We start from the raw sequence: 26592 nt of genomic DNA, 5'->3' as shown, positions 1-26592 counted from the left end.
TCGGACTTTTAAAAATTATGTTTTTTCAACCAATCCAATAGAATTGTGTTGAATTTCTCTGGATGTTCCATCATAGCAGCGTGGCCACATTCTTCAATCCAAAATAATTCTGAATTAGGTAATAGTTTATTGAATTCATTGGCAACTTCAGGTGGTGTTACAGTATCGTTTTTTCCCCAAATTAAACACGTTGCAACATGCATTTTGGGTAAATCTTTTGCCATGTTATGCCGAATCGCACTTTTAGCAATCGTCAGAGTCTTAATAACTTTAATGCGATCATTTACTATGCTAAATACTTCATCAATTAATTCTTTTGTAGCGATTTCAGGCTTATAAAAAACATTTTGAGTTTTTTGTTTCACATATTCATAATCGCCTCTTTTTGGGTATGAATCGCCCATTGCACTTTCATAAAGACCTGAACTTCCGGTCAAAACTAAAGCGGCAACCTTTTCAGGATACATTTTGGTGAAATATAAACCAACATGACCACCCAAAGAATTTCCTAATAGAATAACACGTTCGTAACCTTTAAAAGTGATAAAGTCTTTTACAAACTTAGAAAAGGCTTTTACGTTGGTTTTTAAAATATTTTGGGTGTATAATGGCAGCTCCGGAATAACAACTTTAAAACCGTGTTTTGGAAAAAAATTAGCTACACCATCAAAGTTGCTCAATCCACCCATTAGTCCGTGTAAAACGATAATTGGCGTGCCTTCTCCAGCTTCAAAATAAGTGTACTTGCCTTCTTTTTTAAAGTTTTCTTTCATTAAAAATGTTTCTTTCAATTCCTCACAAATATATGATTTTATCCTATAAAAAGAAGGATTGAATGGTTTATTTCAAGTTATTGGGTGAAAAGTCTAAATTTTAGATTCTATCCGTTTCAACTGTTTAATTGTCAAATTATTAATGATTTAGGGTTGTGGTAATATTTTCTTTTTGTTAAATAATAAAAATTGATTTTGTTAAAAACATGTAAAAAATCAAAAAAAGTAATCAATCAAATTGCTTTTGTAATCAAATTTTCAAAGAAATGGAAGAATTGAATTTCTTTATTTTTTTCTTAAGTGGTAAAACTTATTAACAAAGTGGTATTTTGTGGTAAATTGTGGTAAAATGTTTTTATATTTGCTAGCAAACGAATAAAATTATAACTGCTTGAATACCATCATTGGAACATATGAATGTAAGGTCGATGAGAAAGGACGCTTGATGCTTCCTGCTCCATTGAAAAAGCAATTGGCTTCTTCATTGCAAGATGGTTTTGTTTTGAAGCGTTCTGTTTTTCAGTCGTGTTTGGAATTGTATCCGATGGCTGAGTGGAATATTTTAATGGCAAAAGTGAACAAGCTTAATCGGTTTGTGAAGAAAAACAATGATTTTATTCGTCGTTTCACTGCCGGTGTAAAAGTGGTAGAAATTGATACTACCGGAAGACTTTTGATTCCAAAAGATTTAGTGGCTTTTGCTTCTATCCGTAAAGAGATAGTATTGTCATCAGCGGTAAATATTGTGGAAATTTGGGATAAAGATTTGTATGAAAAATCGATAGACGATGCAGCAATAGATTTTGCTGATTTAGCGGAACAAGTAATGGGCAATGTAAATGATGATGACAATGGAATATCATAATCCGGTTTTGCTTTCGGCTTCCGTTGATGGTTTGAATATACAACCTGATGGTGTATATGTTGATGTAACTTTTGGCGGTGGAGGCCATTCTAAAGAAATTTTAAAACGTTTAGGGTCAAACGGAAAATTGTTTGCTTTTGATCAAGATGAAGATGCTTTAGCAAACGCTTTACCGGATGAAAGATTTCGCTTAATCAATGAAAATTTCCGATTTATAAAACGTTTTTTACGATTTCATGGCATTCGACAAGTAAATGGAATTTTGGCTGATTTAGGGGTTTCGTCCCATCAATTTGATGTAGCGGAAAGAGGTTTTTCTACCCGTTTTGAAGCGGAACTCGATATGCGAATGAGTCAAAAAGGAGAACTTAACGCTTTTAAAGTAATTAATGAATATGATGAAGCTTCACTGAAAAAAGTGTTTGCTGATTTTGGAGAATTGTCAAATGCAGGGGCAATCGCTAATACAATTGTAAATGCAAGAAAAGATAAGCCTATAAAAAATACGGAACACTTAAAACAAGTTTTGTCAAAATTTTTACCGGCTCATAAGAGTCATAAAATCTTAGCTCAAATTTATCAAGCGATTCGTATTGAAGTGAATGAAGAAATGGATGTGTTGAAAGAGTTTTTAGTTCAAGCGGAAGAAATATTGCTTCCGGGAGGAAGGCTTAGTGTGATATCATACCATTCCTTAGAAGACCGTTTGGTAAAGCGATTTATTAAAAATGGCATGTTTGAAGGAGAGCCCGAACGTGACTTTTATGGTAATTTTTCTGTTCCATTCAAAACCATTGGAAAGTTAATTGTGCCTGATGCAGAAGAAATTAAGATAAACAATCGAGCCAGAAGTGCTAAACTAAGAATTGCTGAAAAAATATAATGAAAGCGAGTGTTTATGACATATTAAGAGCCAAGTTTTTGATTAATCAAGATGCGGTTAAAAACTGGAAGTTCATCGTATTTCTGATCATTCTGGCGATTATAATGATTGCAAATATTCATCATTATGAGCAAAAAATTTTCAGAATTGTTGAATTGAATAAAGAAGTAAAAGAATTGCGTTCAGAATTTGTAGATCGTCGTTCAGAATTAATGAAATTAAAAATGGAAAGTACAGTTTCCAAAAAAATGGAAGAAAGAGGAATTTTTCCTTCCTCAGTGCCACCAACCAAAATAAGAGTTGTTAAACCTAAAGAAAAATCGTTTACAGAAAAAATATGGCAGTAGAAGATAAACATATTGCTTATCGAATTTATATAGTAGCATTTTTTATGCTTATTATCGCTATTGCTATTGCTGTAAAATTGACTAATATTCAGTGGGTTGAAGGTGAATATTATCGAAATTTAGCCAAAGAACGAACGGTTAAAAATTTCGTTATTCCGGCCAATAAAGGGAATATTTATTCTTCTGACGGAAGTTTGTTAGCGACTTCTATTCCAAATTATACACTTCGTTTTGATGCGATGGCACCTAAAGCAGAAGATTTCAATAAAAATTTGCAACCGTTGTGCGATTCCTTATCAAAATTATTGAAAAGACCGGCTCAATATTATAAAACGGAATTGTTAAAAGCTCGTTCGAATAAAAATCGCTATTATTTGTTAGCCAGAAACTTAAGCTATACGGAATACATGAAAATCAAAAGTTTTCCATTGTTCAATAAAGGGGCATATAAAGGTGGTTTAATTACAGAACAAAAAACCGTTCGCGAACATCCAATTGGATTAGTAGCAGAACGAACAATTGGTTATGAACGCATCAAACCAAACGGTGAGCCTGATGGTAAAGGAATTGAATGGGCATTTAAAGATTATTTAAATGGAAAAGACGGCAAACGATTAATGCAAAAAATGGCAAAAGGGCAATGGAAGCCCATTCGAGATGAAAATGAAGTGGAGCCACAAGACGGATTTGATATTATTTCGACAATTGATGTTTATATTCAAGATATTGCCCACCATGCATTGTTGAAACAACTTGAATATTATGAAGCGGAGCATGGATGTGTAGTGGTAATGGAAACAGAAACCGGACATGTAAAAGCAATTTCAAATCTTGGCAGAAATGAAAATGGTCAATATACAGAGACCATCAATTATGCAGTTTCGGAATCGCATGAGCCGGGTTCAACATTCAAATTACTTGATTTAATTGCTCTTTTTGAAGATAGATTGGCCGATACCAATACGGTTTATGATTCCAGAGGTGGAGAGATTTCTTATTTTAACAGAAGAGTTAGAGATTCAAAAAAAGGAGGTTACGGAAAAATTTCGCTAGCCAAAGGGTTTGAAGTATCTTCTAATACAGTATTGGTTCAGGCGGTGTATGAAAATTATAAAAACAATCCGAAAAAATTTGTAGAACATATTAATCGGATGAAATTGAATCAACCATTAGGTCTTCAAATCAAAGGAGAAGGAAAACCTATTATTCCTCAACCCGGTGCAAAAAATTGGTACGGAACTACTTTACCTTGGATGGCTTATGGTTACGGAGTTTCCATGACGCCACTTCAAACGTTGACTTTATACAATGCGATAGCTAACAATGGTGAAATGGTAAAACCCATTTTTGTAAGTGAAATAAAAGAATGGAATAAGCCTATCAAACAATTTGATAAAGAAGTAATCAATCCTCAAATAGCCTCAAAAGAAACGATTGATAAAGTAAAAGTTGTACTCGAAAATGTTGTAAAACGTGGAACGGGTTCAAAATTGTATTCAAAAGATTTTTCAATGGCCGGAAAAACAGGTACGGCTCAAGTGGGTTACGCTGACAAAGCCAATCTTTATTATGCGTCTTCATTTGTGGGTTATTTTCCGGCAGATGAGCCAAAATATTCTTGTATAGTAGTGGTACATAAACCAAGTAAATCAAAAGGATATTACGGTGCAGATGTTTCCGGACCGGTATTCAAACGAATTGCACAGAAAGTTTTTACAGATGTGCCTTCCACAAATGAAATTAAAAATTTAGAAAAGCCAATTCCGCTTCAAGAAAAAAATTACGAAACGTTTTATACGAATGCTTCCAAAGAAATGAAAACCATTCCAAATGTAAAAGGAATGTCAGGAATGGATGCTATTGCTCTTTTGGAAAATTTAAAAGTGAAAGTAAAAGTGATTGGCGTTGGAAAAGTTAAAAAACAATCCATTCAGCCGGGAGAAGCCTTGCAAAAAAACAGCACAATTATATTAGAATTATCGTGAAAACGCTAAAAGACATATTATACAAAGTTAGCATTGAAGCCGTTAAAGGTTCAACTGATGTTGCTATTCAAAAAATTGAATTTGATTCCAGAAAAGTGGAATTAAATGATGTTTTTGTTGCCATCAGAGGAACTGTTTCAAACGGTCATGATTTTATTGAAAAAGCCTTAAATCAAGGTGCTGCTGTAATTGTGTGTGATACGTTTCCTTCATTAATTGTTAATGGTGTAACTTATGTTCAAGTAAAAGACACCAATTTAGCTTTGGCGTTTTTGGCAGCTAATTACTACGATAATCCTTCTCAAAATTTAAAATTAGTAGGTATTACGGGTACAAATGGGAAAACAACTATTTCCTCACTTCTCTATCAATTGTTTAAAAAAGCAGGATATAAAGTTGGATTGCTTTCAACAGTAAAGATTTTAGTAGATGAGGTTGAATATGTTGCCACACATACTACGCCGGATTCATTGACCATTAATTATTATTTATCTGAGATGAATAAAGCAGGCGTTGAGTTTTGTTTTATGGAAGTAAGCTCTCACGGTATTCATCAAAAAAGAACGGAAGCTCTACATTTTGTAGGTGGGATTTTTACCAATTTATCTCATGATCATCTGGATTATCACGCTTCATTTGCTGAATACCGCGATGTAAAAAAAGCGTTTTTTGATTTTTTACCTAAATCAGCTTTTGCCATCACTAATATCGATGATAAGAATGGAAGTTTAATGCTTCAAAATACAAAAGCACGAAAATTAACGTATGCTCTAAAGACGTATGCCGATTTCAAAGCAACCGTTTTAGAAAATCAATTGAGTGGTCTGCTTTTAAAAATCAATAATAATGAAGTTTGGGTAAAACTAATCGGAACATTTAATGCCTATAATCTGTTAGCTATTTATGGAACTGCGGTTCAGTTAGGGCTTGATGAATTAGAAGTACTTCGTCTTTTATCTGAATTGGAGAGTGTTTCAGGCCGTTTTCAATTTGTTGTTTCTGATTCAAAAATAACAGCAATTGTTGATTATGCTCACACGCCGGATGCTCTTGAAAATGTATTAAATACCATTAATGACATTCGTACCAAAAACGAACAGCTAATTACAGTAGTGGGTTGTGGAGGCGATAGAGATAAAACTAAACGACCATTAATGGCCAACATCGCTACTTCAAATAGCGATAAAACAATTTTAACTTCTGATAATCCGAGAAGTGAAGATCCGGAAGCCATTTTAGCCGATATGGAAAAAGGGGTAGAGCCACAAAATCACCGTAAAATGTTGACTGTTTTAGACAGAAAACAAGCCATAAAAGCAGCTTGTCAATTGGCTCAACCCAATGATATTATTTTAATTGCAGGGAAAGGTCATGAAACCTATCAAGAAATAAAAGGTGTTCGTCATCATTTTGATGATATGGAAGTAGTTAAAGAATTTTTAGCAATACAAAATCAATAACCTATGTTATATTATTTATTTGATTATTTAGACAAATCGATGGATGTTCCGGGAACCGGAGTATTCCAATATATAACATTTCGTTCAGGGTTAGCCGTTTTGTTATCGTTGCTGCTTTCTACAATTTATGGTAAAAGAGTGATTAACTTTTTAAGAAATCAACAAGTTGGAGAAACAGTTCGTGAATTAGGACTTGAAGGACAAACTCAAAAAGCGGGAACGCCAACTATGGGTGGTTTAATTATCATCATGGCCACTTTGATTCCGGTTTTTTTATTGGCAAAATTGGATAATATTTATATCATTCTGTTAGTAGTTACCACACTTTGGATGGGAACTATCGGATTTATAGATGATTACATAAAAATCTTTAAAAAAGATAAAGAAGGACTAAAAGGCAAATTCAAAGTTATTGGTCAAGTTGGTTTGGGATTAATTGTTGGTTCCGTTTTGTATTTCAATCCGGGTGTAACAGTAAGAAAAGATACGCAACGTTCAAATATTTTACAACCACAAACTGAAACGGTGGTTAATTCCATTCCGTTGGAAGAAAAATCTACGGCTACCACGATTCCTTTCTTTAAAAATAATGAATTAGAATATGCTGATTTATTGTCTTTTTTAGGTGATGGTTATGAAAATTGGGCTTGGTTAATCTTTATTCCGATTGTCATTTTTATTATCACAGCAGTTTCAAATGGGGCCAATCTCACCGACGGTATCGATGGTTTAGCAGCCGGAACTTCTGCTATTTCAGTTTTGACCTTAGGTATTTTTACGTTTGTCTCGGGTAATATTATTTTCTCCAATTATCTCAATATCATGTATATCCCCAACTCAGGAGAAATGACGGTTTTCATTTCCGCTTTTGTTGGAGCATTAATTGGGTTTTTATGGTACAACAGTTATCCGGCTGCTGTTTTTATGGGCGATACAGGGAGTTTGACTATTGGTGGAATTATTGCGGTAATTGCGATTGCCATTCGTAAAGAATTATTGATTCCGGTTATCTGTGGAATCTTCTTAGCCGAAAATTTATCAGTTGTTTTACAAGTAAGTTATTTTAAATATACCAAAAAGAAGTTTGGCGAAGGAAGACGCATTTTTCTCATGTCGCCATTGCATCATCATTATCAGAAAAAGGGCTATCACGAAAGCAAAATTGTAACCCGCTTTTGGATTGTTGGAATTTTACTAGCTATTCTTTCCATTGTAACCTTGAAATTGAGATAAAATGAGATTGGTAGTTTTAGGAGGAGGAGAAAGCGGTGTGGGAACAGCCATACTGGGGAAGAAAAAAGGATACGATGTTTTCTTGTCTGATTTTGGAAAAATTAAAGATAATTATAAAGAAGTTCTTGTACTTAATGATATTCCTTGGGAAGAGGAACAACATACAGAAGAGTTGATTCTGAATGCGGATGTGGTAATGAAAAGTCCGGGTATTCCTGATAAAGTTACTATCGTAAAAAAATTAAAAGAAAAGCAAATTCCTGTGATTTCTGAAATTGAATTTGCGGCTCCTTTTACATCGGCAATAACCATCGGAATCACCGGGAGTAATGGAAAAACTACTACAACAATGCTCACGTATCATTTGTTGAAATCAGGTGGTTTGAATGTTGGATTGGCCGGAAACATCGGAAAAAGTTTTGCATGGCAAGTAGCCGATGAAGATTTTGATGTTTATGTACTCGAATTAAGCAGTTTTCAACTCGACGGAATCATTAACTATAAGCCACATATTGCCATTTTAACAAATATTAGCCCGGATCATTTAGATCGATACGAATATAAATATGAAAATTATATCGCTTCTAAATTTCGGATCACCATGAATCAAACCGAAAGTGATTATTTGATTTATGATGCCGATGATGAAGCCACAATGAATTGGTTAACACACAACAAAACAAAAGCACAACTAATACCTTTTTCGCTTATAACAAAGTATAAAAAGGGAGGATTTATAAACAACGACACTATGGAAATGTACATCAACGAAGAAGAATTTACAATGGAAACTAAAGCAATGGCTTTAGAAGGTAAACACAACATGAAAAATGCTATGGCGGCTACTTCTGTTGCTCAATTAATGAGAATCAGAAAACAAACTATCAGAGAAAGTTTATCTAATTTTCAAGGGGTTGAACATCGATTGGAGCGTGTGTTGAAAATTCAAAATGTGCAATATATAAATGACAGTAAAGCGACGAATGTGAATGCTACTTTCTTTGCTTTAGATAGTATGTCAACTCCTACGGTTTGGATAGTTGGTGGTGTTGATAAAGGAAATGATTACACGGAATTGATGCCTTTGGTTAGAGAAAAAGTAAAGGCAATTATTTGTTTGGGTGTTGAAAATAAAAAAATCATTGATGCTTTCGGAAATGTGGTTGATGTGATGGTGGAAGTGACTTCTATGAATGATGCAGTGAGAACCGCTCAACATTTAAGCGAAAGAGGAGACACGGTATTATTGTCACCGGCTTGTGCCAGCTTTGATTTGTTTGAAAACTACGAAGACAGGGGAAGACAATTCAAACAAGCTGTTCGGAATCTGTAGGAAGAAGGATGTTATTTTGAATAAAGACTTTTTGTCATTTCGCAAGATGACGGAGTCGAAATAGAAATCTCCTGCGAAGCAGGAAAAAAAGTAAAGTATGTTAGCACTAATAAAAAGTTTAAAAGGAGATAAAGTCATCTGGGCATTAGTAGCTCTATTGGCTCTGTTTTCCTTTATGCCGGTATTTAGTGCAAGTAGTAATTTAGCTTATGCAGGAAAAGGAACAGGTAATACGGTCAGTTATTTGATTAAGCACTTGGTTCATGTGACATTCGGTTTTTTTATTATTTATCGTATTCATAAAATTCCGTATCATTATTTTAGAAGTATTTCTAGAATTGCTTTGCCATTTATTTGGTTGCTTTTGGGTTATACTTTATTCAAAGGAACAGTAATAGCCGGAGCAAATGCAAGTCGGTGGATTCAATTGCCCTTTGTTGGAATTTCGTTTCAACCTTCAACTTTTGCATTCATCGTTTTAATGATTTTTGTGGCCCGTTATTTGTCAAAAACGAGAGAACAACCTATCACTTTCAAATCATCTTTTATCGATTTGTGGTTGCCGGTCGGAATCACACTCATGTTTATTTTACCGGCCAACTTTTCAACTGCGGCACTCATTTTTAGTATGATTTTAATGTTGGTGTTCATTGGTAAGTATCCTTTAAAATATATCGGATCAATTTTAGGAATTGGAATTGTTTCTTTTGCCTTTTTTATTTTGATAGCAAAAGCCTTTCCTAATCCACTCACTTCTCGTGTAAATACATGGGAATCTCGTATTGAAAGATTTTTTAAAGATGATGTGCAAGACCCAGATGAAGTATATCAAATTGAAAGAGCAAAAACAGCAATCGCTTCTGGTGGAGTGTATGGTTTAGGCCCGGGTAAAAGTGTACAAAAACATTTTTTACCTCAATCTTCTTCCGATTTTATTTATGCCATTATTGTGGAAGAATTTGGGTTATTCGGAGGTTTGATAATTCTTGGAATTTATATGCTTTTGTTCTTCCGTTTTGTTGTGGCAGCTCATAAAGCGAATTCATTATTTGGTAAATTACTCATTGTTGGAATTGGCTTTCCAATTGTCTTTCAAGCTTTAATTAATATGGGAGTTGCAGTAGAATTATTGCCAACAACCGGACAAACCTTGCCGCTAATCAGTAGTGGTGGAAGTTCTATTTGGGTAACCTGTATCGCTTTAGGAATCATTTTAAATGTTACCAAAAAAGAAGAAGAAATTAAAGCCGAAAACAAAGAAAAAGCTATGCGTGATGCTGCTCTTGAAAAAATGATTGACAAGCAGCTTAAAGAAGATGAAGAAGCATTGAAAAATAAGGAGCAAGCAGAAAATGATAAGGATGATTATTCTATTGAAGATAATCCGATGAATGCAGTTTTAAACAAATGAAAAACTATAAATTCATACTAAGTGGTGGAGGAACCGGTGGTCATATTTACCCGGCAATTGCTATTGCAAATGAATTAAAAGTGCATTATCCGGATTGCGAAATCCTTTTTGTGGGGGCAAAAGACAAGATGGAAATGCAAAAGGTGCCACAAGCAGGTTATCCTATCAAAGGATTATGGATTTCAGGATTACAACGAAAATTGACATTACAAAATTTAATGTTTCCGGTAAAAGTTATCGATAGTTTACTCAAATCATTTCGAATCATTCGTTCTTTTCAACCGGATGTGGTAATCGGAACCGGTGGTTTTGCTTCCGGTCCTTTATTAAAAGTTGCGGCAATGATGAACATTCCAATTGTTGTGCAAGAGCAAAATTCATATCCCGGAATAACAAATAAAATTTTGAGTAAAAAAGCTTCAGTAATTTGTGTAGCCTATGAAAATTTAGAGCGTTTTTTTCCAAAAGACAAAATAAAAATAACGGGCAACCCAGTACGAGAAGATTTAATTTCCATCGAAAGTAAAAAATGGGATGCTCTGACCTATTTTACATTAGATGCCACTCAAAAAACGTTGTTAGTGTTAGGCGGAAGTTTAGGTTCTCGTCGAATCAACCAATTGATTGCAAAAGAAATTGATTTTATTACCAGTCAAAATATTCAAGTGATTTGGCAATGCGGAAAACTCTATTTTGAAGAATACATTCACTTTGCAAGACCAAATGTGAAAGTGGTTTCCTTTATTGATAGAATGGATTTGGTATATGCGGCAGCTGATTTTATCATTTCCAGAGCGGGAGCTTCCTCTGTTTCTGAACTTTGTTTGGTTGGAAAACCGGTCATTTTTATTCCATCACCAAATGTCGCTGAAGATCATCAGACTAAAAACGCAAAGGCAATTGAAGATAAAAAAGGAGCCGTTCTATTAAAAGAAAATGAACTTGACGAAAAATTTGAAGCTGTTTTTTCAAATTTAGTCAACGACGAGATAAAGCAAAATGAATTGGGAAGTCAAATTTTAAAATTGGCTAAACCAAATGCAACTATAGATATTGTAAAAGAAATTAGTAAACTATTAAAAAAATAAAACCATAAAATCCTTTAGGAGTTTTGGGATAAGTATATGAATCTAAATCAAATCCATAATGTTTATTTTATTGGTATCGGAGGCATCGGAATGAGTGCACTTGCTCGCTATTTTACCTTTTTAGGGAAAAATATCGCGGGTTATGACAAAACCGAAACCGAACTCACCAAAGAACTGACCGGATTAGGCATGCAGATTCACTTTGAAGATGATATAAAACATATTCCTTCTTCTTTTGAAAAAGAGAATACATTGGTGATCATCACACCGGCTATTCCGGCTCATCATTCTGAATGGAATCATTTGAAAAATAATGGTTTTGTGATTAAAAAAAGAGCGGAAGTATTAGGAATCATCACAAAAGATACGTTTTGTTTTGCCGTAGCCGGAACACACGGAAAAACTACAACTTCCAGTATTTTGGGACATATTTTGTTTCAAAGTGGAGTAGATGTGACCGCTTTTTTAGGTGGAATAGTTGAAAATTATAATTCTAATTTAATAGGAACCGGAAAAACAGTTACAGTAGTTGAAGCAGACGAATTTGATCGTTCGTTTTTACATCTACATCCCGATATGGCTTGCATCACTTCAATGGATGCTGACCATTTGGATATTTATGGAAATACGGAAACCATTCAAGCTGCATTTCAAGAATTCGCTAATCGCGTTCCTGAGAAAAAGAATTTGTTTATTCCAAGTGACTTGCCATTGGATGGAACAAAGATTTCAATTGAAGGAATTGGATCATTTGTGGCACATCATATTCGAATCGAAAACAGTAGTTATGTTTTTGATGTACAAACACCAACAGAATTAATTCAAAATATACAATTTCATTTGCCGGGAAGACACAATTTAATGAATGCACTTATGGCTTTGGCAATGGCAAAAACGTATGGCACCCCAACCGACAGTATTGTCAAAGCTTTAGGTACATTCCATGGAATTAAAAGAAGGTTTTCCTATCAAATTAAAACAGAAAAATTGGTTTTTATTGATGATTATGCTCATCATCCTACTGAGATAAATGCGGTACATCAAGCGGTTAGAGAACTGTATCCCCAACGAAAAGTGTTAGCCATTTTTCAACCGCATTTGTTCAGTAGAACGAAAGATTTTGCAGATGATTTTGCAAAAAGTTTAGCCCAATTTGATGAAATTATCGTTATGGAAATTTATCCGGCAAGAGAACTTCCAATGGAAGGAATAACCTCTTCTTGGTTATTGAATAAAATTGATAATCCCACAAAAGTATTAGTGCAAAAAGAACAACTTATTTCAACCATTTTTGAATCAAATGCCGAAGTAGTTGTAACTATAGGAGCAGGAGATATAGGTGAAATGGTTAGTGCAATAAAAAGCAAGTTATATGAAAAAGTACTTTAATTGGAAAAACATTCGGTTAGTCTTGTTAATAGGACTTGTGGGCTTCTTGTTTTCTTTTACAGGCAAGCGAAATGAGAACAGAAAATTAACAAATGCAGTAGTTGAATTTGAGGTTGGAGAGCAACTTTTTATCACGCACGAAACGGTTAATAAATTGTTAATAGAAAATAAAAAAGATGCTTCCAGTATTAGGAAAGTTGCTTTAGATTTGAATGATTTGGAAAACTCTATCAACCAACATGCAATGGTTGAAAAAGCAGAGGTGTATGTGAGTGTGGATGGCTTGTTAAAAGCCGATGTAAAACAGAAGACGCCTATTGCAAGAGTGTTTGATTATCAAGAATCCTACTATATTGATAGTAAGGGAACTAAGATGCCCTTGTCAGACATTCATTCTGCAAGAGTTCCAATCTTATCGGGGGGAAATAACGTTAAGGATAACGAAAAATTAAACGAGTTATTTCGGTTAATTTACCAAGATGATTTTTTGAAAAAAAACATCATTGGAGTGAAAGTTTTGCCTTCCGGTAGCGTTATTATGAAGAATAGAAATTATGATTATGACATAGAGTTTGGTAAAACGATTCAAATGGAAAGGAAATTTAAGAACTATAAAGCCTTTTTTCAAAAAGCGGTTCAAGACAGTTCCATTCAAAAATATAAAATCGTCAACCTGAAATTCACGCAACAAGTAGTTTGCACAAAATAGAAGCATATGAAAAATGAAAACATTGCCGTAGGATTAGACATTGGAACCACAAAAATTGTGGCCATGATTGGTCGTAAAAATGAGTACGGAAAACTTGAAATTTTAGGAGTTGGAAAGTCCAAAAGTTTAGGTGTTCATCGTGGTGTTGTAAATAATATTACACAAACCATTCAATCTATTCAGGCGGCTATTGCAGAGGCGGAAGAGAATTCTGGTTATATGATTAAAGATGTTGTGGTTGGTATTGCAGGTCAACATATTCGCAGTATTCAGCATAGTGATTACATTAGTAGAAGTAAAGCCGAAGAGGTAATTAGCGATAAAGATATTGAGCAATTAATTGGTCAAGTGCATAAATTGGCAATGTTGCCGGGTGAAGAAATCATTCATGTATTGCCGCAAGAATTTAAAATTGACGGTCAAGGTGAGATAAAAGAACCAATCGGAATGTATGGTGGCCGACTAGAAAGTAGTTTCCATGTGGTGGTTGGTCATGCAGCATCTATCCGAAACGTTGGTCGTTGTATTCAAAGTGCCGGAATTGAACTTTCCGGATTAACACTTGAGCCGTTAGCTTCTTCTGATGCTGTTTTAAGCCAAGAAGAAAAAGAAGCCGGTGTTGCATTGATTGATATTGGTGGTGGAACAACTGATTTAGCTATTTTTAAAGACGGAATCATTCGTCATACTGCGGTTATTCCTTTTGGTGGAAATGTAATAACGGATGATATAAAAGAAGGATGTTCAATAATTGAAAAACAAGCTGAATTGTTAAAGGTGAAATTTGGTTCTGCTTGGCCAGGTGAAAATAAAGACAATGAAATTGTTTCTATTCCTGGACTTCGCGGAAGAGAACCAAAAGAGATTTCATTGAAAAATCTTTCCAAAATCATCAATGCCAGAGTAGTTGAAATCATTGAGCAAGTGTACGATGAAATTAAATCGTATGGTTGTGATGATCCTAAAAAGAAATTAATTGCCGGAATTGTGTTAACCGGAGGTGGTTCTCAATTAAAACACATCAAACAGTTAGTAGAATATATTACCGGAATGGACACTCGTATTGGTTATCCAAACGAACATTTAGCAGGAAATTCAGATGAAGAATTATCTAGCCCATTATATGCAACGGCAGTTGGATTGATGATGAATAGCATTAACAATAACACAAAAAGTGCTATTCTAATGTCAGAAATGGAATCGGTAACTACTGATGTTAAAAAAGAAGAACCAAAACAAGAACCTATTGCAGAAGCCCCAAAACCTGTAGAAGTTAAAAAAGAAAGTACAGAACAAATAAAACGTTCTTTCTTCGATAAATATGTAGAAAGAATAAAAGAATTTTTAGACAATGCCGAATAAATAGGCAAAGTTGGCATAAATGAATAAAACCAAATAATATGATAAGCAACTCAGATTTTGGAAGCATTTCATTTGATTTACCAAAAAATCAATCAAATGTAATTAAAGTAATTGGTGTTGGCGGCGGAGGTAGTAACGCCATCAATCACATGTTTAAACAAGGTATCAAAGGGGTAGATTTTGTGGTTTGTAATACAGACTCACAAGCTCTTCAAAACAGTCCTGTGCCCAATAAAATTCAGTTAGGTGTCAACTTAACAGAAGGTTTAGGAGCTGGTGCAAATCCTGAAGTAGGTCAGCAATCTGCTTTAGAAAGCATGGAAGATATTGATAAGTTGTTAGACCAAAACACAAAAATGATTTTCATCACCGCAGGAATGGGTGGTGGAACAGGAACCGGTGCAGCACCTGTAATTGCTCAAATGGCTAAGGAAAAAGACATTCTTACTGTTGGTATCGTTACGATTCCATTCCAATTTGAAGGGAAAGTACGTTCAGAACAAGCTATGGCCGGTGTTGAAAGATTGCGTAAGCAAGTAGATTCTTTGATTGTTATCAACAATAATAAATTAAGAGAAGTTTACGGAAATTTAGGTTTCAAAGCCGGATTTTCAAAAGCTGATGAAGTATTAGCTACCGCTTCAAGAGGAATTGCTGAAGTAATAACACATCACTACACACAAAATATTGACCTTAAAGACGCTAAAACCGTATTGTCAAATAGCGGAACAGCTATCATGGGTTCTGCCATTGCTTCTGGTGATAACAGAGCAAAAGACGCCATTGTAGCAGCGTTAGATTCTCCTTTGTTAAATGATAATAAAATTACCGGTGCCAAAAACGTATTGTTGCTTATCGTTTCGGGAACTGCTGAAATTACCATAGACGAAATCGGAGAAATCAATGATCATATTCAAGCAGAAGCTGGTTTTAATGCCAATATTATCATGGGGGTTGGTGAAGATGAAGCCCTAGGTGATTCTATCGCGGTGACCATTATTGCTACCGGTTTTAATGTTGAACAACAAAAAGAAATTGTCAATGCTGAGCCTAAAAAGATTATTCATTCATTAGAAGAAAATCAAACGAATACAATAGATCTTTCTCAAAAAACTGTTTTCCCAACCACAAATGAAACAGAATTGGGAAACGCTAATGTGGAATCAGAAGATAAAATTGTGTTTAAATTACTAGATGAATTAGAGGTAATTGAACCTCAAATGGTCTCTGATTTAATTCCAACTACTGATTCCATCAAAAATATTGAGGTGAGTTTTGAATTGGTTTCGCCATTTAGTGAGAACCAATTGTTACAAACAACTCCTGAAATTAGAGAAATTTTTGTTCGTGAACCGGAATTTGTAATTGTTGAAAAAGAACAAACAACACTTTCATTTGATATTACTACAAATAGGATTATTGAAGAAGAAAAACCAATTTATTTTGATTTGACTCCAGATTTAACAAATGAAATCAAAGTGAATGATCCAATGCAGGTGATTCCAATGACAGAGGTTAATGAAACAGGTGTGGTTCGTTATTCTTTGGAAGAATATATGGAAGTAGAAAACGAGTTATTGGCTTCAAAACCAGTTGTAAATATAGTAGAAGAGCCAATCAATGAGGAATTAAACATTACGTTGAAAAAAGTAGAATCAACTCCTACTGCTTTTAGTGAAAGTTTTGGTGAAAATATCAATCCGTTGAATGAACTTACGATTGAAGAAACATTGAAAATGCGTGCAGATGAGCGTAGAAAAAAATTAAAAGATTTTAATTATAAGTTTCATACCAATTCAACACGTTTAGACGAATTAGAAAAAGTTCCGGCTTATAAAAGACAAGGTGTTGAATTGCCAAATAATACGCCTCAACAAAATCAATCTAGAATGTCGTTAGGATTAGATAGTAATAATGACGCTCAATTGCGTTCAAACAATTCTTTTCTTCATGACAATGTAGATTAACTAACTCAAACAACTTGAATTTAGCCCGAGAATGAAAATGATTCTCGGGTTATTTTTTTACCTTTGCACAACGAAAAATAATGTAATTAAACATATAAAATGAGTTTACAAATTCAAATTAATGACGAAATAAAAAATGCAATGAGAGCCAAAGACACATTGGCTTTAGAAGCATTAAGAGCAGTTAAATCGGCTATTTTATTAGCTTTGACAGAAGGCGGAGCCAAAGAAGAATTAACTCAAGAAGACGAGATTAAGTTGTTGCAACGTCTGGTAAAACAACGTAAGGATAGTGCTATTATTTATATCCAACAAGGAAGACAAGATTTAGCTGATCCGGAGATACAACAAGCGGCTGTAATTGAAAAATTCTTGCCTAAGCAATTAACTGAAGCAGAAATAGAAGAGGTAATTAGTCAATTAATTAAAGAAAATGGATTTTCCGGAATGGCTAGTATGGGTCAATTGATGGGTTTAGCTTCAAAACAATTAGCCGGAAGTGCAGACGGGAAAACCATTTCAACTATTGTAAAAAAGCTTTTGGCATAATAAAAAAATAGTGTAGATTCGCAATCCGAAAATACAAAATGGCTGCGTAGTTCAACTGGATAGAATATCAGATTTCGGCTCTGAGGGTTGGGGGTTCGAATCCCTTCGCGGTCACATATAAGTCTTAATCCCAATTTAAAATGTCCAAGCTTGCTTGAGCATTTTAGATTGGGATTAAGACTTTCATCCCGAAGTTTCGGGAGTAGATTTAAGGGATAGCAACTGGCAATCCTTTTGCAAAAATTAAGCTTGTTTAAAATAAATTTCATAATTTATAATATTTCAAAAGAGAAAGCACAATCATAATTCAAAATTAAAATGGTAAAATTTTTCTGAATTATACCATAAGTTGCATTCATTTCATTTTTAATTTCTATATTTAGTTTTTTAACAGAAATGATATTCATCGCAATAATCACTATACTTTTATTTCTAGTTGTAATTGCTCTATTTATTGGAGTTGTTATTGGTATTCTCGATTATTTTAGTGTAAAGTTGGCTGAAAAGCCAATATATGTTCACTTCTATCCGGTTAAATTGGATTTGCCTATTTCCAAACACCAAGTAATCAAAAATCATTTTGCCTTTTATAATCGATTATCACTCAAACAACAACACTATTTTCGGCATCGAGTGGTAAAATTCATGAAGCATTATCAATTTATAGCAAAGGAAGATTTAGTCTTGACGGAAGATATGAAAATAATTCTTGCCTCAACGGCTGTAAAACTTACTTTCGGAATGCGGAAGTATTTATTGGATGTTTTTGATAAAATTATAATTTATCCAACACCATATTATTCAACTGTAAATGATGAATGGCACAAAGGAGAATTTAATCCTAGGATGAGAGCAATTGTTTTTTCTTGGGAAGATTTTATGGAGGGTATTAATGTAGATAATGATAATTATAATTTAGGGTTACATGAGTTTACGCACGCAATACATTTTCATAGCAAACGTAGCGATGATATAAGTGCCCTATTGTTTAGTGAAAAATTCAATAGAATTATTGCATTTATATCACAACCTCATGTGCAAAAGCGACTTGAAGATGCTAGCTATCTCAGACCTTATGCCTATACCAATCAATTTGAATTTATGGCCGTTTTAATGGAACATTTTTTTGAAACTCCTAATGATTTGAAACGTGACTTTCCGGAATTATATGAAAAAGTAAGAAAAATGATAAATTTTCAAGAGAAGTCATAATGTACTAATTTTTAAGGTAAAAAGAAATGATTTTCCTCATTTTTATTTCCTAAAGTTAACCTGAAATTTGAGCATTAATTTAATCGTCATGAAAAAAAATGTTCCTATTTCGTCCATCATGTCTAAAAATGTGATAAAGTTGAATCTAACAGATGATTTGACTAAGGCTGAACAATTATTTAAAAAGCACCATATTCGTCATATTCCGGTAGTAAGTAGTAACCAGATTGTTGGAATGCTTAGTTACACCGATTTACTTCGCATTTCTTTTGTAGATGCTATTGATGACGAAGATGAAGTAGTAGATGTTACTGTTTATAATATGTTTACTGTAGAGCAAGTAATGGCTAAAAAGTTAGTAACCGTTTCACCGGATACTACAATTAAAGAAACAGCACAAATTCTGGCTACTAAAGAATTTCATGCTTTACCGGTTGTTGAAGGTCAATTGTTGGTGGGTATCGTTACAACAACTGATATTATTAAGTATTTGTTAGAACAATATGCGAATTAACTCAACAGTTTCTTTAACTCAGCAATTGTTTGAGTTGGATTATCAGCTTTAAAAACGAAGTTTCCGGCCACTAAAACATCTGCACCTGCACCTGCAAGTTGTTTGGCATTTTTGTTGGTAACTCCGCCATCAATTTCGATTAGAGTGGTTGCATTGTTACGAGTAATGATTTCTTTAAGCTCTTTTACCTTTTTATACGTATTTTCTATAAACGATTGTCCGCCAAAACCGGGATTTACACTCATTAAGCAAACTAAATCTATATCATTAATAATGTCTTCCAATAAACGTACTGGTGTGTGAGGATTCAAAGCAACTCCAGCTTTCATTCCTTCTGCTTTAATCGCTTGAAGTGTACGGTGCAAATGAGTACATGCTTCGTAATGAACGGTTAAGTTGTGAGCACCCAACTGTGCAAACGTTTTGATGTAACGGTCAGGGTCAACAATCATTAAATGTACATCGATTGTTTTTTTTGCATGTTTGTTGATTGCTTCTAAAACAGGCATTCCAAATGAAATATTCGGAACAAAAACACCATCCATAATATCGATGTGAAACCAATCGGCCTCGCTGGCATTAATCATTTCAATATCAAGCTGTAAGTTGGCAAAATTAGCTGCTAAAACAGAAGGTGCAATTAGTGTGTTTTTCATTGTGTTGTTGTTTGTGCAAAGATAGATTTTAGTTTAAAAGTTTAAAAGTTTAAAAGTTTAAAAGTTTAAAAGTTTCGTTGATAAAGTAAAAAAGCAAAACTCCGGAAACCCGAGCGAAGCGAACAGACCGGAGTTTTGCTCCCCTAAAAAGCAAAACTCCGGTAATCAGCCGGAGTTTCAATCATCAATCAAAAAACGAACAGTTATGAAACTGTTGTTACTTTTATTTGGAAATTATCCAAGGTATGTTTTTAAAATTTTACTTCTTGAAGTATGTTTTAAGCGTCTAATTGCTTTTTCTTTAATTTGACGCACACGCTCTCTTGTTAAATCAAATGTTTCACCAATTTCTTCTAATGTCATTGGGTGTTGATCGCCTAAACCAAAGTACAAACGTACTACATCTGCTTCTCTTGGAGTTAAGGTTTCTAATGAACGCTCAATTTCAGTACGAAGTGATTCATGGATTAATTCTCTATCCGGGTTTGGTGATTCTCCGGAACGCAAAACGTCGTATAAGTTGGAATCTTCACCTTCAACAAGCGGAGCATCCATAGACAAGTGACGACCTGAATTTTTCATACTTTCCTTAACATCATTAACCGTCATGTCAAGCTCTTTAGCAATTTCTTCCGCAGAAGGAGCACGTTCGTTAGATTGTTCTAACAAAGCATACATTTTATTGATTTTATTGATTGAACCAATTTTATTTAAAGGTAAACGTACAATACGAGATTGTTCTGCCAACGCTTGAAGAATCGATTGACGAATCCACCAAACAGCATATGAAATGAATTTAAAACCTCTAGTTTCATCAAAACGTTGAGCCGCTTTAATTAATCCTAAGTTTCCTTCATTAATCAAATCGGGTAAGGTTAAACCTTGGTTTTGATATTGTTTTGCAACCGAAACTACGAAACGCAAGTTAGCTTTGGTTAACTTTTCCAAAGCACGTTGATCACCGGCTTTGATGCGTTGAGCTAATTCAACCTCTTCATCGGCTGTAATTAAGTCAACTTTTCCAATTTCTTGTAGGTATTTGTCTAGGGAAGCGGTTTCACGATTGGTAACCTGCTTGGTGATTTTAAGCTGTCTCATTTAATTTTTTTCTACTAAAAATATTGTTTTCGATGCTTATACGTAATCCATTTCACAAAAGTTACAAAAAAATAATATTATTTTAATCGGTCTTTAATTTCTTGGTTTCCGCTTTCTCTTTGAGAAGCAGATAATTTTCTATTTCCAAATTTATAAAGAACACCAACTATGATTTTTCTTTCGTCATAATATCTATTACTGAATTGCTCAACATTATTCACTACACTAGTAAAGTCAGCTCTAAAACTTCTAAATACATCAGAAGCATTTAATACAAATGTTAGTCCTTTTTCTGCAATAACATAGCGTAATCCCAAATCGAGTTTGTTGTATTGTGTTCCGGAGTAATAATATTCATTTCGTGCACTATTAAATTCATAATTAACTTCACCTCTAAACGATTTACTTTTATTAAAAATAAATGAATTGTTGGCATAAAAATGATAGCGAAAACCGTTTCTGGCTTCTGTTGGTACGTCAATTATGAATGTCGTTACATTGTTGTAACCATTAAAAGTCAATGAACTTTCCCACCAATTAAATTTGTCAAATAAATATGTAATAGTTCCTCCTAAGCTATAATTGTCAAAATAATTATCTCTAACATAGCGAAGAATTGTTTGGTCTGAATCTGTTTCAATACTAAGAAACTGCATATTGTTTCCGTTAGTTGTATTAGAATAATAGACTTTAAAACTCAGCTTTTCTTTGAAATTATAATTGATTTCGTAATTGTCAGTGAAGGATGGTAATAAAAATGGATTTCCTTCTGCTATAGTAAATGAATTTAAATAAATTTTGAATGGATTCAGATGCCAAAAATCAGGCCGTCCTATTCTTTTACTGTAATTAACGGAAAAATTATGATTGTCATTTGCCGTATAAGATAAATAAAAGGAAGGAAAAAGTTGATTGTATGTAATGTAATTTTCCTGATTTTGAGAGGTGTTTAAAGAAACGGTTTTGGTTTCAAGTATAGTGTTTTCATAACGAAAACCAATTTGAGTTTGCCATTTATCAGTTAGCTTTTTGTTGAAATTCAAATAGATAGCTTGTGTATTTTCTTTATAAGTAAAATCATTTGTCTGATTTATATCTACAATTGGCACTCCGCTAGAGCGATCAAAAAAGGCAATATCGGTATTGGTATCTACAAAGCTTAGTTTTCCACCAAAACTATAATTTGCCCATTTTGAAGGTAACTCAATATCTAATTTTCCGCTAATGTTCGTAATGTCTTGAAGACTTGTGTTATTTGCAATAAATGGATTTCCGTTTGGGTTGTTATTAGCATCAACACTTCTTGTGGAGAAATTTCTATCTAAATCATCAATGTATTTTAAATAGTCGATATCAATGGATACTTGTTTGCCTAACGTGTCAATCTTTTGAACGTAATACGTATTAAGGGAATGATTAGTAGTAGTTGTTTTGTTATATCCGTTTGTAAAAAAGGTAGCAATGGTATCGCCAGTTACATTATCTGTAATAGAGGTAATATTATTGCTTTTTGCATCTGGATGGTATAATAAACCGATATAGTTTACACCCATTTGAGCCATTTCAGAGATTTTATAATCTAAGGATAAAGCTAGACGGTTAACATCTCTTTTATCTTTTTGTTTAGTATTGCCCTCCCAAGATTCTGTTTCAAACTTGTTTTTTAGTGTTTCCCAATATTTATCATTTCCAACTTGTTTGATTACATCAGTAAATAAACTAAGCTTGTTTTTATTATATGTAAAACCAATGCCACCCAAATAGGAAGGGTATGAGTTCTGCATATATCTGTTTCTTACATTAACTGCCCAAGCATCCTGAACTGCTTTTTTTAATCGAATATTAATCAATCCACTATTCCCTTGTGCATCATATTTTGCTGGTGGAGTTGTGATGACTTCAATACTCTTGATGTTATCTGAACTAATACCACGTAAATAATTTACTAGTTCACTACCCGATAAATTTATAATACGATCATTCACCATTACACTGGCTGTAGTTTTTCCTACTATTCCAATTAAATTACCGGAAACATAAACACCTGGCGTAGCTTTTAACAATTCAAAACCATCGCTTCCGGCTGAACGAATGCTATTTTCAACATTAAAGACCGTTCTGTCAACTTGTGTTTCAATTATTTTCTTTTTGGAAGTAACTTCTACTTCACGTAACATATTTGAATTGTCAAACGATTCTAACGTTCCTAAACTAATATCTTTAGTAACTTCTAAATCTGTTTGATAGATTACACTACCAACATAATAAAAACGCAAAACATAAACCCCGCTTTTTGTTTTTAGATTAAATACACCTTCTTGATTTGAAATGGTAGAATTGACAATTTTGCCCTCTTTTAAAAGTACTATTTCTGTTCCTTCAATGCTTTCTTTTTGTTCGTCAATTATCTTTCCACTTATAGTGAAATCTTGACCGAATAGGGTAGAAATGAAAAGTAGGTAAAATAGTAAAGTTATTTTTTTTAATGATAAAATCATACTTTTTTTAGAGGCTGTTTGTTGCAAATATAACATTTTTGTTAATAATATCTTAATTGTAGTAGATAAATTACAAAAAAAATCCGGTCTCGCAATGAGCCGGATTTTTAAAATGCATTATTATAAATTTAGTCCTTTTTTGGAGCGTCTTTCTTTTCCTCTCTTGGAGGTCTTGGTAAAAGAGCTTTCTTAGATACTTTTTCCTTTCTTGTTTTAGGATCTATACCTAAGTATTTCACCATGAAAACATCGCCCATTTTAACTACATCTGCAACATTTTCTGTTCTTTCCCAAGCTAATTCAGATACGTGTAATAATACTTCGTTTCCTGGAGCAGCAGTATATTCTACAACAGCACCAAAATCTAGCATTTTGATTACTTTTACTTCATAGGCTTCTCCCATTTCAGGTTTGAATATAATCGAATCAATTTTTGCTAAAACTGCTGCAATTCCATCCGGATCTGTTCCTAAAATCTCCACAACTCCTTGTTCATCCACTTCGTTAATTACAATCGTTGTTCCGGTTGCTTTTTGTAATTCTTGAATTACTTTTCCACCAGGTCCAATTAAGGCACCTATAAAGTTTCCAGGAATAGTACGCATGATAATTTTAGGAGCATGTTTTTTAACATCTGCTCTTGGTGTAGCAATGGTTTCAACCAATTTACCTAAAATATGTAAACGTCCTTCGCGAGCTTGATCTAAAGCTTGCTCCATGATGTCATAACGCAATCCGTCAATTTTGATGTCCATTTGACAAGCGGTAATTCCGTCTGCCGTACCGGTTACTTTAAAGTCCATATCACCTAAGTGATCTTCGTCTCCTAAAATATCGGAAAGAACTGCAAATTTTTGACCGTCTGTAATCAATCCCATTGCAATACCTGAAACAGGTTTTGTCATTTGAACTCCGGCATCCATTAACGCCATTGTTCCAGCACAAACTGTTGCCATAGAAGAAGAACCGTTTGATTCTAATACTTCAGAAACAACTCTAATTGTGTAAGGACAATCAGCAGGAATCATATTTTTTAATGCACGTTGAGCCAAGTTTCCGTGACCAACTTCTCTTCTTGAAGTTCCTCTTAATGGTTTTGCTTCACCGGTTGAAAAAGGAGGGAAGTTATAGTGCAAGTAGAATTTTTCTTCTCCTTGTTCGCTAGGCGAGTCAATTTGATTTGCTTCTCTAGAAGTTCCTAATGTTACTGTAGCCAATGCTTGAGTTTCACCACGTGTAAACAGAGATGAACCGTGAACAGATGGCAAATAATCGATTTCACACCAAATTGGTCTGATTTCGGTTGTTTTTCTTCCGTCTAAACGAATTCCTTTTTCAAGGATTACATTTCTTACAGCTTCTTTATTGGTTTTGTAGAAATACTTTCCAACTAAACCAGCTAAATCTGCATTTTCAGCATATTCTTCTTCTGTATATAATGCTTTACATTCTTCTTTTACAGCGGCAAATTTTTCACCTCTTTCGCTTTTTCCTGAAGCTTCTTGAGCAATTGCATAACATTTGTCATAAGCAGCAGCTTTTATTTTAGCATAAACTGCTTCATCTTCCACTTCGCCTTCGTAGGTTCTAATTTCTTTTTTGCCAAATGCTTCTTGCAAACGCAATTGAGCTTGAATTTGAACTTTAATCGCTTCGTGAGCAAATTTAATGGCTTCTACCATTTCTTTTTCTGAAATTTCTTTCATTTCACCTTCTACCATGGCAACAGAATCCATAGAAGCACCAATCATCATGTCGATGTCTGATTGTTCTAATTGAGTTCTGCTTGGGTTGATGATGAATTTTCCGTCCACTCGAGCTACTCGAACTTCAGAAATTAAATTGTAAAAAGGAATATCGGAAACAGCTAACGCAGCAGAAGCAGCCAAACCGGCAAGTGCATCAGGCATAACATTTTCGTCATGACTCATTAATTGAATCATTACTTGTGTTTCTGCGTGATAATCATCCGGGAAAAGCGGACGTAAAACACGATCCACTAAACGCATGGTTAATACTTCACTGTCGCTCGGACGGGCTTCTCTTTTGAAAAAACCACCTGGAAATCTTCCGGCAGCGGCAAATTTTTCGCGGTAATCAACGGTTAATGGTAAAAAATCAACCCCTGGATTAGAAGTTCTGGCAGATACAGCTGTTGCTAGCAACATACAATCGCCTAAGCGAACTACCACAGAACCGTCTGCTTGTTTCGCTAATTTTCCGGTTTCGATTGAAATGGTACGTCCATCTCCTAAATCGATAACCTCTCTTGTTACATTTGGAATCATAAATAAATCCTTAATTTGGTATTAATATTAGGTTTCGTTGTGTTGTTGTTGTGTGTAGTTGTTGTGTAACCCAATGAAAAACCAAACTTTTTTCTTCAAAATATATAAAACAAAAAGAGGCACTTTCGCACCTCTTTCCTATTGATTATTTTCTAATATTCAATTCTTTGATAATCTCACGATATCTGTTGATATCTTTTTTCTTTAAGTAGTCAAGAAGACTTCTTCTTTTACCTACCAATAACACTAACGAACGCTCGGTGTTGTAATCATGACGATTTTTTTTCAAGTGCTCCGTTAAGTGAGAAATTCTGAAAGTGAACAATGCAATTTGTCCCTCTGCAGAACCTGTGTTTTCAGCTTTTCCTCCGTGTTTAGCGAAGATTTCAGCTTTTGTTTCTTTAGTTAAATACATTCCAATATTATTTAAATGATTTTGATGTATGAAAGGGTCTATCCCAATTCGAGTGCAAAGGTAAATTTATTTTTTGAATGAACAAGTTTTTCTAAAACAACTTTGCTACTTCTTCGGTTACAAATTCTAAAAAGCGTTCATCTTCAGAGGTAAACGGATCCAAAATATGACTGTCAATATCAATTTGACCGATATTTTTTCCATCCACAAAAATAGGAACTACAATTTCTGATTTTACGGTAAAGCTACAAGCAATATAATTGTCTTGAGCAGAAACATCCGGCACTACAAAGTTTTGGTTAGAAACGGCTACTTGTCCGCAAATTCCTTTTCCGAAAGGGATAACCGTATGATCGGTTTCTGCACCAACATAAGGACCAAGGTGTAAGGTTTGCGTTTCATGGTTCGCAAAATAAAATCCTACCCAGTCATAATAAGGAATTGTATCTTGCAATAACTGACAAATTTTTGTCAATTTTTCATCTTTGGAAATATCAAATTGAATGATAATTTCGGTTACTTTAGGTTTGAGGGCTTCAAAATTCATGGTATTTTAA

Annotated in this window: 23 protein-coding genes and 1 tRNA gene; 17 read left to right on the top strand and 7 right to left on the bottom strand. The window is 34.0% G+C overall.

From position 1 onward, the window contains the following. Positions 1 to 8: 8 nt before the first annotated feature. Positions 9 to 773 (bottom strand): alpha/beta fold hydrolase, encoded by a 765-nt coding sequence (locus H601_RS0113365; RefSeq protein WP_026711957.1) that lies wholly within the window; start codon positions 771 to 773, stop codon positions 9 to 11. 391 nt (positions 774 to 1164) lie between these two features. Between H601_RS0113365 and mraZ the strand changes: the two genes are divergently transcribed. From mraZ to H601_RS0113275, 17 genes are all read left to right on the top strand, one after another. Next, positions 1165 to 1638: a division/cell wall cluster transcriptional repressor MraZ gene (mraZ, locus tag H601_RS0113360; RefSeq protein ID WP_026711956.1), complete on the top strand. Its 474-nt coding sequence runs from the start codon at positions 1165 to 1167 to the stop codon at positions 1636 to 1638. Then, positions 1613 to 2521, top strand: coding sequence for a 16S rRNA (cytosine(1402)-N(4))-methyltransferase RsmH (gene rsmH, locus H601_RS0113355; protein ID WP_211223562.1), 909 nt, complete (start codon positions 1613 to 1615; stop codon positions 2519 to 2521). The genes mraZ and rsmH overlap by 26 nt, the downstream gene beginning before the upstream one ends. After that, positions 2521 to 2868 (top strand): FtsL-like putative cell division protein, encoded by a 348-nt coding sequence (locus H601_RS0113350; RefSeq protein WP_026711954.1) that lies wholly within the window; start codon positions 2521 to 2523, stop codon positions 2866 to 2868. Before rsmH ends, H601_RS0113350 begins: the two co-directional genes overlap by 1 nt. After that, positions 2859 to 4853: a penicillin-binding protein gene (locus H601_RS0113345; RefSeq protein ID WP_026711953.1), complete on the top strand. Its 1995-nt coding sequence runs from the start codon at positions 2859 to 2861 to the stop codon at positions 4851 to 4853. Before H601_RS0113350 ends, H601_RS0113345 begins: the two co-directional genes overlap by 10 nt. Next, the gene (locus tag H601_RS0113340; RefSeq protein ID WP_026711952.1) at positions 4850 to 6313 is read left to right on the top strand and encodes a UDP-N-acetylmuramoyl-L-alanyl-D-glutamate--2,6-diaminopimelate ligase; all 1464 of its coding nucleotides are present in this window, start codon (positions 4850 to 4852) and stop codon (positions 6311 to 6313) included. The genes H601_RS0113345 and H601_RS0113340 overlap by 4 nt, the downstream gene beginning before the upstream one ends. Before the next feature lie 3 nt (positions 6314 to 6316). Further along, a complete protein-coding gene (gene mraY / locus H601_RS0113335; RefSeq protein ID WP_026711951.1) occupies positions 6317 to 7546 on the top strand; it encodes a phospho-N-acetylmuramoyl-pentapeptide-transferase in 1230 nt (409 codons plus the stop codon). A 1-nt stretch (position 7547) separates the two neighbouring features. Further along, entirely contained in the window at positions 7548 to 8879 is a 1332-nt protein-coding gene (murD, locus tag H601_RS0113330) for a UDP-N-acetylmuramoyl-L-alanine--D-glutamate ligase (protein ID WP_026711950.1), read from the top strand. Positions 8880 to 8976: 97 nt separating this feature from the next. After that, entirely contained in the window at positions 8977 to 10290 is a 1314-nt protein-coding gene (locus H601_RS0113325; protein WP_026711949.1) for an FtsW/RodA/SpoVE family cell cycle protein, read from the top strand. Next, the gene (gene murG / locus H601_RS0113320; RefSeq protein WP_026711948.1) at positions 10287 to 11378 is read left to right on the top strand and encodes an undecaprenyldiphospho-muramoylpentapeptide beta-N-acetylglucosaminyltransferase; all 1092 of its coding nucleotides are present in this window, start codon (positions 10287 to 10289) and stop codon (positions 11376 to 11378) included. Before H601_RS0113325 ends, murG begins: the two co-directional genes overlap by 4 nt. A gap of 36 nt (positions 11379 to 11414) precedes the next feature. Then, positions 11415 to 12767: a UDP-N-acetylmuramate--L-alanine ligase gene (murC, locus tag H601_RS0113315; protein WP_026711947.1), complete on the top strand. Its 1353-nt coding sequence runs from the start codon at positions 11415 to 11417 to the stop codon at positions 12765 to 12767. Further along, positions 12751 to 13476 (top strand): cell division protein FtsQ/DivIB, encoded by a 726-nt coding sequence (locus tag H601_RS0113310; protein ID WP_026711946.1) that lies wholly within the window; start codon positions 12751 to 12753, stop codon positions 13474 to 13476. The genes murC and H601_RS0113310 overlap by 17 nt, the downstream gene beginning before the upstream one ends. Positions 13477 to 13482: 6 nt before the next feature. Beyond that, positions 13483 to 14838 carry a cell division protein FtsA gene (gene ftsA / locus H601_RS0113305; RefSeq protein ID WP_026711945.1) on the top strand — a complete coding sequence of 452 codons (1356 nt, stop codon included), beginning with the start codon at positions 13483 to 13485 and terminating at the stop codon, positions 14836 to 14838. A 38-nt stretch (positions 14839 to 14876) separates the two neighbouring features. Beyond that, positions 14877 to 16805, top strand: coding sequence for a cell division protein FtsZ (ftsZ, locus tag H601_RS0113300; RefSeq protein WP_026711944.1), 1929 nt, complete (start codon positions 14877 to 14879; stop codon positions 16803 to 16805). Positions 16806 to 16904: 99 nt separating this feature from the next. Next, a complete protein-coding gene (locus tag H601_RS0113295) occupies positions 16905 to 17354 on the top strand; it encodes a GatB/YqeY domain-containing protein (protein ID WP_026711943.1) in 450 nt (149 codons plus the stop codon). Positions 17355 to 17394: 40 nt separating this feature from the next. Next, positions 17395 to 17468 (top strand) — tRNA-Arg (locus tag H601_RS0113290). A gap of 282 nt (positions 17469 to 17750) precedes the next feature. Beyond that, on the top strand, positions 17751 to 18566 hold the full coding sequence (locus H601_RS0113280) for a zinc-dependent peptidase (RefSeq protein WP_035656052.1): 816 nt from the start codon (positions 17751 to 17753) through the stop codon (positions 18564 to 18566). 88 nt (positions 18567 to 18654) lie between these two features. Continuing rightward, positions 18655 to 19080: a CBS domain-containing protein gene (locus H601_RS0113275; RefSeq protein WP_026711941.1), complete on the top strand. Its 426-nt coding sequence runs from the start codon at positions 18655 to 18657 to the stop codon at positions 19078 to 19080. Here H601_RS0113275 and rpe read toward each other — a convergent pair. The 6 genes from rpe to H601_RS0113245 form a co-directional block, all read right to left on the bottom strand. After that, a complete protein-coding gene (gene rpe, locus H601_RS0113270) occupies positions 19077 to 19736 on the bottom strand; it encodes a ribulose-phosphate 3-epimerase (RefSeq protein ID WP_026711940.1) in 660 nt (219 codons plus the stop codon). The genes H601_RS0113275 and rpe overlap by 4 nt on opposite strands. A 234-nt stretch (positions 19737 to 19970) precedes the next feature. Next, on the bottom strand, positions 19971 to 20834 hold the full coding sequence (locus tag H601_RS0113265; RefSeq protein ID WP_026711939.1) for a sigma-70 family RNA polymerase sigma factor: 864 nt from the start codon (positions 20832 to 20834) through the stop codon (positions 19971 to 19973). Positions 20835 to 20911: 77 nt separating this feature from the next. Next, complete coding sequence (locus tag H601_RS0113260) at positions 20912 to 23332, bottom strand: outer membrane beta-barrel family protein (RefSeq protein ID WP_169628273.1); 2421 nt, start codon at positions 23330 to 23332, stop codon at positions 20912 to 20914. A 128-nt stretch (positions 23333 to 23460) separates the two neighbouring features. After that, complete coding sequence (locus H601_RS0113255) at positions 23461 to 25620, bottom strand: polyribonucleotide nucleotidyltransferase (RefSeq protein WP_026711937.1); 2160 nt, start codon at positions 25618 to 25620, stop codon at positions 23461 to 23463. 145 nt (positions 25621 to 25765) lie between these two features. Further along, positions 25766 to 26035, bottom strand: coding sequence for a 30S ribosomal protein S15 (gene rpsO, locus H601_RS0113250; RefSeq protein WP_026711936.1), 270 nt, complete (start codon positions 26033 to 26035; stop codon positions 25766 to 25768). A 91-nt stretch (positions 26036 to 26126) separates the two neighbouring features. After that, positions 26127 to 26582, bottom strand: a complete 456-nt coding sequence (locus H601_RS0113245; RefSeq protein WP_026711935.1) for a GAF domain-containing protein — start codon at positions 26580 to 26582, stop codon at positions 26127 to 26129. Positions 26583 to 26592 lie beyond the last annotated feature (10 nt).

The organism is Flavobacterium filum DSM 17961, from assembly GCF_000425465.1.
Taxonomy (GTDB): Bacteria; Bacteroidota; Bacteroidia; order Flavobacteriales; family Flavobacteriaceae; genus Flavobacterium; species Flavobacterium filum.
This window is presented reverse-complemented; position numbering and strand designations above follow the sequence as displayed.